This is a genomic window from Saprospiraceae bacterium, assembly GCA_026129545.1.
Lineage (GTDB): Bacteria > Bacteroidota > Bacteroidia > Chitinophagales > Saprospiraceae > M3007.
Genome location: JAHCHX010000001.1, coordinates 1,378,931 through 1,393,641, shown reverse-complemented (window position 1 = coordinate 1,393,641; position 14,711 = coordinate 1,378,931). Strand labels below are relative to the sequence as shown.

7 protein-coding genes are annotated in these 14,711 nt (G+C 55.0%); all 7 read right to left on the bottom strand.

What is annotated here, in order from left to right:
* Positions 1–138 precede the first annotated feature (138 nt).
* The 7 genes from KIS77_05160 to KIS77_05130 all read right to left on the bottom strand — a co-directional run bounded on the left by KIS77_05160 (position 139) and on the right by KIS77_05130 (position 14,707).
* Positions 139–9,174 carry a hypothetical protein gene (locus tag KIS77_05160; protein ID MCW5921711.1) on the bottom strand — a complete coding sequence of 3,012 codons (9,036 nt, stop codon included), beginning with the start codon at positions 9,172–9,174 and terminating at the stop codon, positions 139–141.
* A 389-nt stretch (positions 9,175–9,563) separates the two neighbouring features.
* A complete protein-coding gene (locus KIS77_05155; GenBank protein ID MCW5921710.1) occupies positions 9,564–11,975 on the bottom strand; it encodes a TonB-dependent receptor in 2,412 nt (803 codons plus the stop codon).
* A 75-nt stretch (positions 11,976–12,050) separates the two neighbouring features.
* Positions 12,051–12,590, bottom strand: a complete 540-nt coding sequence (locus tag KIS77_05150; GenBank protein MCW5921709.1) for a hypothetical protein — start codon at positions 12,588–12,590, stop codon at positions 12,051–12,053.
* Positions 12,497–12,925 (bottom strand): hypothetical protein, encoded by a 429-nt coding sequence (locus tag KIS77_05145; protein MCW5921708.1) that lies wholly within the window; start codon positions 12,923–12,925, stop codon positions 12,497–12,499. Before KIS77_05145 ends, KIS77_05150 begins: the two co-directional genes overlap by 94 nt.
* A gap of 12 nt (positions 12,926–12,937) precedes the next feature.
* Positions 12,938–13,459, bottom strand: coding sequence for a hypothetical protein (locus tag KIS77_05140; GenBank protein ID MCW5921707.1), 522 nt, complete (start codon positions 13,457–13,459; stop codon positions 12,938–12,940).
* An 11-nt stretch (positions 13,460–13,470) separates the two neighbouring features.
* Positions 13,471–14,334 (bottom strand): hypothetical protein, encoded by an 864-nt coding sequence (locus KIS77_05135; protein ID MCW5921706.1) that lies wholly within the window; start codon positions 14,332–14,334, stop codon positions 13,471–13,473.
* Positions 14,321–14,707, bottom strand: a complete 387-nt coding sequence (locus tag KIS77_05130) for an IS1 family transposase (GenBank protein ID MCW5921705.1) — start codon at positions 14,705–14,707, stop codon at positions 14,321–14,323. Before KIS77_05130 ends, KIS77_05135 begins: the two co-directional genes overlap by 14 nt.
* Between the last annotated feature and the right edge of the window lie 4 nt (positions 14,708–14,711).

Below are 14,711 nucleotides of genomic sequence, written 5' to 3'. Positions count from 1 at the left end.
CGGACACAACAATAGCCTGTTCTTCCAATACAAATGCCCCGACCGCGTCACCACGAAGTCGGGGCATTTTCTTTTGTGCATTCGTCGGACGATTTCAATTCGCCCGACGAATCAGGTATCCTCCCAGCCCATTCAACCTCACTTCGTCTGCACCATTTTCTTGGTTGCCGAGTCGGTGGAGGTCTCCAGTTTGTAGTACATCAGGCCGCTGGTGCCCAGCAGGGCGCGGTCGACGGCGATGGCGTTGTGACCCTTGGCGAACGAGCCTTTCTGCACGAACAGCAGGCGGCCGCTCTCGTCGAACACCGTCAGCGTGGCATCCGCCGCCTCTGGCAGGTGGAAGCCGATGACCGTCTTGTTCACGAACGGGTTGGGCTGGTTCTGGTACAGCTCGAAGCCGACGCCCGCGATGGTCGCGCCGCCCGCGCCGTTGAAGCGCAGCGCCACCTCCATGCGGTCGCTCGACAGCGAGTAGGCCTCCGCCCGCGTGATGCGGCTCGAAACGCCCAGCATCTCGCTCAAGCGGCCGGCCCTCGCGGCGCGGAACGTCACCGAGAACTCGGCCGCGTCGCCGTCAACAGAAGTGGTCAGCGCGTCGGCGAACACGCCGAAGTTCGACGCCCGCACCTTCTCGCCCTCCTCGATGGAGGCGACCTCGAGGCCCGACAGGTTCAGCGTGAACTGCCAGCCCTGCACGCGCTCGGCGGCGCGGAACGTCACCGTCGCCAACTCGCCCGCGCGCAACTCGCGGTCGTCCACGTCGAACAGCAGCGTGCCGGCCGTGCGGTCGTCGCCTGACAGCAGCGAGCTCGGTATCGCCGTGCCGTTCACGTCGCCAACCTTCACCGCCACGAAGTCCTCGTTCAACTGGTCAACCGCGGAGCCGCTCACCGTCTTGATTTCGGGGAACTGCGTCTGGAACGGGTTGGCCTGGTTGGGGAACGCGAACGACTTGTCCACGAAGCGCCAAGAGGTGTTGTTCGGAAGCTCGGTGTAGATGCCGAGGATGAGCTTGCGCAGCTCCACGATGTCGAACGTCGTGATGGAGTTCGACTTGTTCGCGTCCGCCGCTATCATCTTGTACGGGCTGTTCAACGGCTCGAGGCCCAGGATGTGCTTCGAGATGAGCACCAGGTCGAACGTCGAGACCCCGTTGAGCGGGTTGTCGTCCTTCGTCGGCGTCACCGTGTACGGCGCGTTCTGCGCCACCAGGCCGTTGAACTGGTACTTGCCGTCGGCGTCCGTCATCGCGAAGTGGCTCATCGCGCCGCTCTGCAGGTTCACGTTCGCGTCCTCGAGGCCTTGCGCGTCCTCGGTCTTCAGCGCGCCGGCCACGTTGATGTTGTTGTTGCCGCAGTTGCCCGCGTTGTCCTGCACGTCAAGGTACGTCAGGCAGAAGTCGGCGTTGCCCGCCAAATCCTGCACCCACAGTTCCACCGGCTGCTGGCCCAGCTCCGCGCAGGTGAACGTCACCGACGTGATGGGGTTGCCCTGCGCGTCGACCGGGAAGCCCGTGCCCTGGCCAGCCTTGCGGATGCCGTACTTCAACAGGTTCGACGGCGTGCAGTTGTCCTCGCCGTACTGCAAAAAGTCGGATGCCCACAGCGTTATCATCTTCGTCGGCATGATGTTCACCGACAGGCCGTGCAGGCACACCACCGTCGGGGCCTTGCAGTCCTTCACCACGAAGTGGTACTCGCAAGTCTCCTCGTTGCCGCAGCCGTCGGAGATGGTCCACTTGATTTTGTGCGTCCCGTAGGGCAGTTGCGGAACCACGCCGGACGTGCCGTTCGGGTTGGCCGGCGTCGGCAGCTGCGCCTGTGTCTTCCACTGCACCGCAGCCGTGCGGGACGTGCCGCTCGTCGTGTAGTGCACCGCCCAGCGGTACACCTGCGCGGCCGGAACCGGGCGACCGTCGAACACCCGCGGCGTGCCGCCAGAGTAGTTCGGCGTGCCGAGGTTGTTGTAGTTCACCGTGCCGGGAGCCGGCGGGTTGTTGCTCGACACCACCGTCTCCATCGAGCCGTCGCCGTCCAAGTCGAGGAACAGCAGGTAGGTGATGTTCACGTTCGCGCCGGAGCAGGCGTCCGTCGCCGTGATGCTCAGCGGGGCGTCGCCCTCGCAAAGGTCGTGCGACACGCCGTCCCACCAGTACGACTGGTTCCACAGCAGCGGGTCGTTCGCCGACAGGTCGCAGTACTCCACCGGGGAGGCCGGGCAGTCAACCGTCGGCTTCTGGTTGTCTATTATCTTGATGATTTGCTTGTACCGGTAGCAGTTCGCCGTCGCGGACCAGAACGTGCAGAAGTTCGTCGGCGCCTGGCCGGGGGCGATGGCCACGTTCGTCGGAGCCCACGGGGCGGGCGTGCCGCACGGCGACACCGTCGGGCCCGTCAGGTTCTGCGGTGAGTTCGCCGTCGCGTTCGGCTCCGGGTTCGGAACCGTCACGCAGTTGGCGTTCGGGTTGTAGGTGCACCAGTTGATGATGGTCCACGTCCGCTCTATCTTGAAGCAGGCGTCCGGAACCACCGTGAACACCTGATCCTCGAACGACACGCCCAGCAGCTCGCAGTCCTGGGCGCCGTTGAACGTCGGCGCGCCGTAGTTGCCCGTGCCGTCGCACACCGTCACGATGACGTCGTTGGGGAACCGTATCCAGTAGTCCTGCTCGTACGTCACCACGATGCGCTGCGTGCACTGCGTGGACTGGCCGTGGCAGTCGTACACGCGGAACGTCCGCGTGATGGTGCCCCGGTTGCACAGCGTGTCGAACAGCGCGTAGCTCGCCGAGTGCTCAAGGCCGCACTGGCCCTGGTACACCCGGTTCTCGTCGAGGCAGCAGTTGTCCTGCACCGTCGGCTTGCCGTACGCCCACAGGCTCGGGTCGAAGGCCTCGCACGAGACCGTCACGTTCGCCGGCGAGATGCACACGGGCTTGATTTTGTCCTGAACCAGCACGTCTATCATGCAGGTGTTGTGTATCGGAGTGCCGTCGGGGCCGATGGCGAAGTTGCCGAAGGCGTCCAACTGGTACACGCGCAGTATCACCGTCTGCGTCGTGCCTACCTCGCAGCAGTAGAACTTGATGGAGTCCTGTTCCGCCACCGCGCGCTCGAACTCGCTCGGGAAGTCCGGGAACTGGTCGTCGCACGGCAAAAAGCCGTTGATGGAGTTCAGCGAGTTGATGCAGTCAGAGTACGGCGCCATCCGCTGTATCGTGAACTTGATGTTGTTGCAGTTGTCGTACGAGCCTTGGTCGAACGTCGAGGCCTTCACCCACGTCACGCCGCCAAACTCGCAGTCGCCCAGGGCGGGCGGCACGCCCAGGAAGCCCCCGGGGCCGTAGCAGTCGTACGGGTCGTCAACACCGATGCTCACCACCGTGAACTCGGTGCAGGCCGCCACCGGCGGAACGTAGTCGCGAACCGTCAGGCGGAACGAGCACGTCGAGGTGTTGCCGCAGTCGTCCTCGGCCTGGTAGATGACCGTGTGCGTGCCGGCGGGCAGGCACGGCGTCAGGCCAAAGGCGCCCAACGTGTCGAGGTCCCACAGGTTGTTGCCCGGGAAGTTGGTCAGCTGGCCGCCGATGGGGAACATCCCGATGGTGTCCAGCGTGAACGGGTCTATGCCGATTATCATCCCGCCGATGTTGTTGATGCGCGAGCAGTTGTCGCGGATAATCACGTCGGGAAGGTTCACGATGGCGCAGCACGAGAACGGGTCGGTCGAGACCGTCAGGTCGGCTGGGCACGAGATGGCGGGGCCGGCTTCATCCACTACTTTTATCAGCTGTACATGGAAAATGGGGTTTGATGCGCCCATTGGGTCGCACCAGTCGAGAATGGTCCATGTGCGCAAAATTTTGACCGTTCCATCGCAGATTTTGATGATTTGGTCTGTGAAGATGGCGTTCAATTCGCAGTAGCCTGCATCAGGATAGAGTGGAAATTGTTGGCCAAACGCATTGATAAACGGCGCACCTGTGACGGCAATGTTTCCACTATTATCGTTGGTACAGCTTACTGTCACATCGGCCGGCAGATTGATGCTGGATGCATTGATGCGGGGGAAGTAGATGTACTGAATGCAGGAGGATGTGTTGTTCCAGATGTCTTTGGCTGTCCATTTGCGTGTGATGTAGCCGCTCAGGTTGTTGAAGCCGTTGAAGCTTTGGTTGCAATCCAAGTTTGTCCAAGTATCAATATAGGAGGAACTGGCCGGGGAGCAATCAATGACATTCGGGAAGGCGGTCACGATGCCCAACACGCCCGCCAAATAATTGGGGGAGGCGTTGGTGATGGCGCAGTTGAGGGTAATATCCGCGCATTGGATGGTGGGAGGTAACTTGTCTTCCACCTTTATGTTTCCCCAACATTTATTTCCACTCACCAAATGGGTCACGGTGGCGACGAGTGTTTGACCCACGTTGGCAGATGTAACGGTGTTGCCCACATTTTGACCAGTTGTGGTTTTTAGGGAAACGGTGTAGTCGTCGAAGCATCCATAAGTGCCGTCCAGAATCATGTCTGGCGTGACTTCTGTGACACAATCCGGCCCCAACGAGACATACACCAAGTCGTTGCACGCCAGATTGCCGGGCGTTGCCACTACGTTGACAAATACCGTTATTTTTTGGATGCAGCCGGGGTCGTCGGGGCCTGCTGCTTTGGGTACGCCGCCATTGACCGTGTATTCTATGACATAAGGCCCTACGCCTGCACCGGGGTTGAAAACGGTGGCTGGCGCGCCATTGACGGTGAAGCCTTGGCTGACAATGTTGTTGTCGCCGGGTATGCCTGTTAGATTGACTGGCTGGGAGTAGAGGCAGAACGGCCCGCTCAAATCAGCGGTGATTTCAGGATTTGGGTATTTGCAAGAGTTGCCGACGGTAAGCACTTCGCCGCTCTCGCTCTGGACGGTGATGGAATAACCGAGGTCGTCAATGTGTACGCCGCTCAGGAAATAGTCGCCGCTGTTCAGCGGGTTTTCGACGAACTGTGTGCCGATTTGAATGGGGAAGGGGGCGGAAGGCGGCGGCGGGCTGTTGGCTGCGAACAAGCCGTTCACCGCGATGATCGTCCAAGTTTTTCCAGCTAAGGATTCGATTTTGAGTGTTTCCCCAAATTGGCCGTTAAACAACGTGGTTGCGTTGTTTTTGCAGACACACGGGTCGGAAATCAGGATTTTTGGAACACAGCGCGGGAAGGGCAGTATGGTCACTTGCGCTGTGCAAACGCCGACATTGCCGCATGGGTCTGTCACTTGCAAAACGTATGGCTGGGTGGTACCAGCCTGTGCGCAGGTGAAAGTCACCGGGTTGGCCAACACGTTGAGGTTGGCTGGTGCCGCGCAATTGTCCGTTGCCGAAAAGCCAACCGAAGCGCCCGTGATGGTCACGGTGCCGAAGTTGTTGAGGCTGACCGTGATGTTCTGACAATTGACGACGGGGGCTTGATTGTCCTGCACCGTGATGATTTGGGTGCTTGCGCCCACGTTGCCGCACACGTCGGAGGCCGACCAAGTGCGCGTGATGGTGTAAGAGTAAAAATTGCAGTTGGCGGGGTTCGCGCCTTTTGTGCTGACTTCGTTGAAAATCACAGACGAAGTGGCGGAGCAATTGTCGGAGGCGGTTACGTTGGTCGGGGCAGCGGGTATGGGTTGTGCGCAGCTAAGCGTCACGTTGGCCGGAACGCCATTGAACGTCGGCGGCGTAATGTCTTGAACGGTAATCACTTGGACATGGGTGTTGCCGTTGCCGCAATCATCCTCCACCGTCCAAGTGCGCGTGATGGTGTAGTTGTAGAAATCGCAGGATTCAGGAGAGTCGCCTTGGGTATTGGTTTCCTCAAAATTGACTTGCAGGCCAGTCTGCACCGGGGTAAAGAATTGGCCGGTGTTGATGGCGTTGGGGGTTGCGGGTGCGGGAGGGTTCCAAGTGAAGTCTGAATACTTGTTTCCGGTGCCGCTTAGTCGGAGTGAAAATCCAATCGGGGTGTTGCCGTCTTCTTCCACGCCAATGTCGGTGGAAAGCAGGCCATTGGCCGGGCCACCTACTGCCACGAACGTACCTTCATAACTCAAAAATTGCACGACCATGCCACCCGTCACCAATGCCATGCCGTCTGGCGAGCCATTTTGCAGGCCGTTGACGGGGTAGAAAAAGGCGACTGTGCCAAATCCGTTGCTTTGGTTGGGAATGATGCCGCTCAGGGTCATGGAGCCGTAGGTGCCGCCGCCCGCGCCGTTGTAGAGGAACAAAGAGTAAGCGGAGAGGTCAACACCTGCCGTGCCAGCGATTTCGATAAATTCATTCACGTCGTTGCCCACGTTGTCGTAGTGAATTTCATTTATCCAAACCATCGCCGGAGCGCCGGAGCCGTCGTCGCAGAAATCGGTGGCGAGCAAATCGGCGGCGGGTGGCACGGGGTCGCTGCAGCTAATCGTAATATCCTGTGGTATAGGGGGGACAAAATTCGGGGCATCGTTGTCCGACACGAAAATCGTCTGCGTGTGTTGGGCGCTGTTGCCGCAAGCATCGGTGGCCGTCCATGTGCGCACCACGAGCATTTCGCCCGCGCAGTCGCCCATCATCGAGGTTTCTTCCAACGTGGCCAGAATGGTGCCCGGCAGGGGTTCGAGTGACTGGCCTGCATTGAGCGAGCCGGGGGATTCGGCTACTGGGCCAACCCAATTGAAATCGCCATATTGCTGGCCTGCGCCCGTGAGTTGGAGTGAAAGGCCGATGGCAGGGGGCGGCTCTTGGGCCACACCAATGTCTATTGAGGTGAGTCCGGCGGCTGGGCCGTTGGTGGCGACGAACGTGCCTTCATAACTCAAAAACTGAATCACGGTGTTGGGCAGTTTGATAAGCGCCATGCCATCGGGTGAGCCGTTTTGGATGCCGTTGACGGGATAAAAGAAGGCCACCGCGCCGAAGCCGTTGCCCTCGTCGTCAATGATGCCGCCCAATGTTCTTTCGTCGTACACCACGCCGCCGTTGCCGTTGTACAGAATGAGTTGATATTGAGACAAATCAATGCCTGCCGTGCCAGCGATTTCGATAAACTCGCCCACGTCGGTGCCGACGTTGTCGTAGTGGATTTCATTAATGAAAATTACTTCCGGCACCGCGCCTTGGTCGCAATTGTCGGATGCGGTCACGGAGGGTGGGGTAGGGAGGGGGTCGGAGCAGGAGACGGTGATATCCTGCGGCAAGGGAGCGTTGAAAATGGGGGCTTCGTCGTCGGTGACGGTGATGGTTTGAACGAAGGAAGCCATATTCCCGGAACAGTCGGTTGCCGTCCAAGTGCGCGTGATGACTAATGGGCACGCTCCGTTGTCGGTTTCAGAAATAGAAACTTGAACATCCGGGTCACAATTGTCGGTAGCTGTCACTCCCGATGGGGTGGGCAACGGTTCGTTGCAGTTGATGGTCAAGGAAACATCGTCTGGGAGGTTTTCCAAAGTGGGCGGGGTGTCATCGTGAATGGTGATTGTTTGGGTGTGTTGAGTTGAATTGCCGCAGTCGTCGGTAGCAGTCCATGTGCGGACGATGGTAGAAGTGCCATCACACGACCCCGGTATTTCATTTTCCGAAAACGTTACTTCAACGTCTTGGTCAACATCGTCTGATGCGGTAAGCGTAGCGGCATCTGGCACAATGTCCCCGCACTCATAGTTTTCATCTTCAGGCAAAGGGCCGTTAAAGACGGGCGGTACGCCATCCCCGGCGTTCACCGTCGCTATGCCGACATCCGTGCAATCGGGGTCCGCACTATCGCGCACTTTTACATTGTAAGTATTAGGTGAGAGGCCTGTGAAAACATTGTCCGGTTGATAATTGATACCGCCATCTATAGAGTATTCAATAGACTCGCAAGTAGTGCAGACGGCATTAATCGTTATAGAGCCATCATTGTCGCCCGGACAGGTTTCATCAATTGTTTCTATACTGACTATGTCAATATCGCAGTTGCAACCTTGTGCTTGTTCCAATGTGACAGATGCGTTCGCTTCACACCCATTCACATCCGTCACCAACACTTCGTAGGTGCCCGCTCCCAAGGTTGTCTGGTCTTCGTCGTCGGGGTTCAGGCCACTGCCTCCATTGGTTGTCCACAAATAATCATAGGGGGACGCCCCTCCTGTCACGTTGATATCAATAGTCCCATCATTGTTTGCGCACGATGGGTCGCTTTGGGTGACAATTTCAATCTCCGGCAAAGTTTCCGACACATATCCTATTGCGTTGCCACTCAAGTCACCCGCCGCGCATCCGCCCGCATCCTCCACAGAAACCAAAGTAAAGGTTGTGTTGATGTTGACGGTCTGAACGGGGGTGGTGCCGCTGATGAAATCTGTTTCAGTAAATTCATTGACTCCATCTGTGTAAACCACTGTGTAAGGGCTAGTGCCGCCCACTATATCAATAGTGATGGGCAATTCGCCCTCTATGCAAAAATTGCCCAAACCGCTAATAAGCGCCACTATCGGGGTTCCGTTGATTTCAATATCATCTATGCCTACCCATTCGTCGCTACCCGCCGCGTCGGTGGTCATAATGCGCAGATAAACAACAGATTGGTTGTTCGCAGCGGCAGGCAGCACCACGCTGATGGGTGTAACAAGGGTTGCCATGTTGGGGCCAGTGGTGGCATCTGGGATGTAGGCTTCGGGTATGTTCGTGTAGTTTCCGCTATTGCCCACGCGGTAGTGCAGCGCCACTTGTTGCACCGCGTTGTCCGCCGAGCCGTCTATGTCGCGCACATTGTATGACACGGTGATGTCGGAGAGACAAAGGGTGTTGATGGCGATTAGGATATAAGGCGCTCTGGCCGTGCCGGAGCCTTGCAATGCCACCACCGGGTTGATGATTTCAAATTCCGCGACCCCGCCCGTGGTCAGGCCGTTCGGGTTGGTTTGGTTGGCGATTACGTTGACCACGCCGGGGTTGTTGTCCACCAAAATGGTTTGGGGGTCAACGCCCGTTGCGCCGGCAAGTCCATCGCCCCGAAAGCCAATGATGCCGGGCACCCCCGTCCAGTCATTGTTGGTGGTGATGAGGCTGGTATTCGACCAGTTTTGCGAAAAAGGAAGCGGTTGCGCCGAAGGCAATTGTCCAAAAATTCGGAAACAAACGACAAGGGCGGTGACAAGGAGTAAGGCTCTTTTCATGAGAGAAGTGTGATTAGGATGTTCGTTTTGTGTTGTTTGAGCATTAAAAGGGGCTAAAACAGAGATGGCCGCAAGCGTGGCAACGCGTCGCTACATCGTTTTGAAAAAAAAACAGACTTGGGATGTTCGGATACTTCGAGGGGAACGGGAACCTATGCGAGGAGAGCCTGTTCGGCCAAAGCCGAAGTATTCATGAGATTAGGATTAAAAATTCTTGCGCTGCAAAAATAGCATCGCGTTGCCGAAACCGAAAAGGCATTTTGGGTTTTTCCCAAAAACTTAACGTTGGGAAAAACGGGCATCGAAAATTAGGTGTGGCATGACCACTTTGGGTCAATAATATAGTAGGATTCCCATGAGCGGTCATGCCACGCCTAATTGGTTATGGCCTAAAACTTGGCTCGCAGCGAAAGAATAAAATTCCGCCCCGCTGCCACCAACCCCGAGCTGTAGGGCCGGTATCGCTGGTCGGTCAGGTTTTCCACGCCGCCGCTCAGTGACCAATTCTCGGAAAATTGGTACATCGCCTTGAAATTCAGTGTGTACCACCCCGGTGAGAAAGGGTTTCCTTCGCCATCAATGGCGTAGATGTATCCTTTGCCCCGCTCTTCTTGCGGCATTTCGGTGAAAGGCACTTTTCCGCTGTACATGGAGTAAAAATCAAGGCTAAGCCGCGGCGCGGTATAGGTCAGGTGCGTGGCCCCAAACCATGGCGCTGCATGGCGCAACGGACTGATGGTGCCGTCGTCCAACTCTTCCTCGCCTTTCTGATAGTTGATTTGAGAACTCAAACCGAACCCGCCCGTCAGTTTGAGTTCCATGCTGGCTTGCAAGCCATACACCGTTGCTTTGGCCGCATTCTGAATGGCCAACACTTGGCTCAACTCGCCCGCATAAATAATGCTGTCTTGCCCGTTCAACGTAAAGGGGCGCCGCACAAGCGCGTTTTGGAGTATCGTGTAGTAGCCTGTCACGTCAACTTTCAACCTTTTCCCAAACACTTTGGCAATGTCAAACTCAACATTGTAGGCATACTCGGCATTCAGGTTGGGGTTCGGCACCATGACCGCTCCCGGCTCGGAGTCGAACACTTTTCCCAAATCGTCCACATTGGGCGAGCGAAAACCCGTGGAGGCGTTGAGCGCCAGCGACCACGATTCGGCAGGGTCGTAAACCATGCCGACGCTACCCGTGAGCGCCCCATTGTTCAGGTTTGCCGTGGTATAGGGAAATGGGTAAAAAGTAGTGTCGAAGGTGGCGTTGAGCGCAAATTGATTGTACCGCGCTCCCGCTTGGAGCAGCAATTGCTTGGAGAGCCGATGCTGATAAGTGGCAAATGCCGCGTACGATGCCCAGTCGGAACGCGGATAGCGTGCTGGCCCTGCCACTTCCTCGTTGGTAGTGATGTTTTTGTCTGTCCCTGTCGAACGGACATCGTTGTACACGGCCTCCAAGCCATAAAACAACTTTTGGCGTTGGCCTATTTCCTTGAAAAAATCAAGGTTGGCGGAGTAGGCTTGCACCTTTTCCACGCGGCTGCGCCGTAAGGCATTGCCGAAGTTGCGGTCAATGCGGCTTTCCTCAAAAAATTGATGCGCGAGGCGAATGGTCATGCCATCAAAAAGCCGATTGCCAGTCCCATAGTTGGCGGTCAGGTTGTTCATGGCCCAAGTTTGGGGGCCGTAGAGCCATTCGGCGCTGTTCGGCAGCCCGTTGGCACGCACGCGCAGCAATCGGTCGTAGCGCGAATAGTCGGTAGTGGTGGAATAGTGGAAGCCGTAGTTGAAATCCCATTTGTCGTTTGGCACAAACCTTACTTTTTGCATCAGGTTGATTTGCTCATAACCAGTCGGGCGCTGCACGAGCGGGTCTTCGTTCGTGACCATCACATCCGCATTCGCTTGCCGCTGGACAAAAAAGGCTCGCAGATACTCCCTCGGCCCATGTGTGCCCATGCGCAAATCGCCAAAATCGTGGTGCGAGAAGCTGCTGACGAAAGCCCATTTCTCCCAGCCGACATTTATGTCGAAATGTCCGGTGCGCTCATTGTTTGCCGATGCCATGCGGGCCACGGCGTTTCCGCTCACAAAGGTTTTATCCTCCGTTGCCAATTGCGGCGTGAGGGTTTGGAAATTCATGGCGCCACCAATGGCATCGCTCCCAAACACCACCGAGCCGGGGCCAAAAAACACCTCCGTGTTTTCGATGGAAAACGGGTCGAGCGAGATGACGTTCTGCAAATTGCCGCTGCGAAAAATGGCGGTGTTCATGCGCACGCCATCCACCGTCAGGAGCACGCGATTGGTGGAAAACCCTCGAATCATGGGGCTTCCCCCGCCTTGCTGACTTTTTTGGATAAAAACCTCACCCGAACCGCCGAGCAAATCGGCGGCGGTTTGTGGGTTTTGCAAGGCCACTACCCTCGGTGCGATACGGGTGATTTTCGATGGCACCTCTCGCTTCGATTGGTTCCATCGGGTGGCTGAAATGACGACCTCTTGATTGAGGGACAGACCTTCAGCGGAGAGATAGACCAAGAAACCGGCGCTTTCCAACTCGACAAAGCTATATGCGGCGGACTTGTAGCCGAGCAACCGCACTTCGATGCGCGCTGCCCCACGAAATGCCGACAAGTCGGCCTGCCCGGCGGCATTGGTTGTCCGTTGCGCTTTGGGTGCCTCACTGATGATGGTGGCTACTTCCAAAGGCTGTCCAGAGTCGCGGTCTTTCACGGTCAATATCTGTGCATAGCCAAGGCTACCCGCACACAGGAGCAGCCCCAGCAAGAAAGATTTTTTCATGCTGTGATAGTGATTGGATGAGAAAAAATGAGCAAACTGAAAAGATGAGGTTGGCGGGCGCTCATCGGCGCACGATTAGCCCATTTTCCCATCGGGCGGCGGCGACGGTGGCGGCGACTCCATGATGCTTTGCAAAGTGTCGCGTTCTGGTGGTGTCCTCACATACTCCATGAAGATGCACGGGAGATGTGCGTTGAGTATTTCCACGAAAAAAAGGGAGAGAAAAAAACACACCAAACGCCGCTCTTTTTCATGGCGGCGTGGGTCGTTGTTTTGGCTTTTTGCGAGCAGTTGTCGGAGTTGTTTGTTCAATGCTGTTTCCTCATGGTCCCACCAGCACCAGAGCAGTATGGAGTCGCCTTGCTCGATTTTTTTCACCACGTCGTACATTTGTTTTTCGTACTCAAATTCCCGCTCATGTTCCCAGCGAAGGAGTGTTTCGCTATCATGTTTGGAAAACTGGAAAAAAACGAGGTCGGCGCTGTCCACCCCTGCCATCAATCGTTTTTTGACTTCTTTTTTCACACGGCGTTTTTCCTGACGCAGGCTCGCATACGTCCCGACAAGCGGGGCGGCCAATACGAACAGAAGCAGGATGCCAAGAATGGTGCGCATGTGGTGTGGTATCGTCTCGAAGGGCACAAAGAAACTGTGTTTAAACCAACCTGATGCAGTGTGGAACGGACTTGTTGCGGTGGAGGGCCTAAGCGCTCGATGCCGGCGACATAGTTTCTTGTTTGGCCGCTGGCGACTTTGGTGAGTTTTTCTCCGCCGTCGGTGTAAGTGAGGGTGATGTAGGAGTCAGCGGAGTTGTTGATGGAGTTGGGGAGGTTGAGGTGGTTGTGGCGGGAGGTATTGGCACGCGGGTGGGCTTGGTCAGAAGGCGCAAGTACGGCGGTGGGAAGAACAAGCAAGGCGGACTCGGGACGGCGGTGGGGAAGACCAAGCAAGGCGGAAAATTTTCATTTCTTAATAAAATTATCATCATCCCCCATACTATTTGCCCGCAAGCAAATTATCCTTTCTACGGATGCACTATCAATTTTTATACAGAAGATGTATTCATATCTGACATTTTCTTCCATTATGCTTGGAGCATCTACAAAGCATTTTGTAGATGCTCCCTTTTGAAGCGTTAATATCTTGTCTGGGCCGCCCAAAAAGATAGTCTCAGAATAAATAACCTTGAAGGTGTCATTTTCCATTAAGTATTTAGTTATTAGCGAAGGGCGCATTGCGAACAATGAGTCGCAATTTGTTTTATACAATCCTATGAAGAGGGTGTCATATAAATAGTTTTTCAAGGTTGTGGTAGAAAAATCTCGAAAAAATGCATTATTAGTTGTATCATAATGACAGGTGGGTGCTGGAGTATTTTCGTTAATTTTATTTAGAGTTAAATAATGAATCTCTGATGCAACTTTAACTCTGGCAGTATCGCATCCTATCAAAATTAAAAAAATAGCCATGGCAAATGTTTTCATATTCCTAAGTTTTAATCGTTTAGAAAAAAGGCATCAATATAATTCTTTCGGCTCACGGGGATTGTTTCTGCTGGGTGTAGGCCCTCTTTTAGCAATCCATTGGGAATGTTGACCCATCCTCCGGGAAAGCTTAAATTCTGCCCCCCTTCAGAAGTATGCCCTACATCACCCCAATATTTTTCGTACGGGGCACCGTATTGATAATAATTCGCCATTGCAATCATTTGATGTAGAATCTCATGTGCCATAATATACCCTGCAGCATAGGAAGGATTAGCGTGGAACTTTATTTGGCTATGGCCGACATTGACATAAGACAACCAACCCTTCTGTCGCTCATTATCTTTGTCAAAAACTCCTACTCTTCCATTAGGTGAAACCGTAGAAATACCGGGCGGATAAGGCGATGGGCGATTTGGATCTTTAGGTGTTTTGTCTGTAAAAGCAATGAAGAGTTGATACTCATAAGCTTCTTTGTGTTGTTTGGCGATACTTGTTGAAACGGGTCTAAATTTGAATTTTTCATAACCTTGTCTCGCCCAAATTGTCGTCGCCGTGAGTATTGCCTTTACGAGTTGTTGGGTAGTTAATGCATCATTTGTGTACCAAACATCGGGCAATTTTTTATTATTACTTTTTGCATTTTCGATTTCTTTTCGGCGATTCTCTTTCTTGTACTCGCCTGCTTTGTTTCTATCTCCCGGCTTGGATGACTTAATCCATTGTTCATTTGTCAACCCATCGGCGCCAACGGCTGACATACCATTAGGATCTACTAAAGCCATCGGATTATTCAAGACATACGCATACGTTGACACACTTACTGTGCCACTTGCCAACGGATCCAGGTAGTGGAAATATTTAACTGATGACATTTAAGTTGTAGTGGTATGCGAATAGTTTGAAGTGCAGATTGAGCATATACTCCTTTTTGGAGAAGGAGAGGGTTTTTCGGACGAATCGGCTGATACGCTGGCGCAAGGTGTTGTTCAGCCTTTCAACATGGTTTGTCAGACCGGTCTCCTTGCCGACCATGTAGTGTGTTTCGTTGGGCAAGCATTGGTACGCCGTCCAAAAATCGCTGAAACTCAAGCATTTTTGGTACTCGTAGGGTAGTTTTCGCCAAAGGCGCTTGCAGGAGTCCATCGAGCCATCGCCAATGAAAAAGGAAAGTATCTGCCTAGTTCTACAGCACTGGACAATCCAGACCCGTACTTGATTGATTTTCACGGCGATGTAAGTGAACATTTCG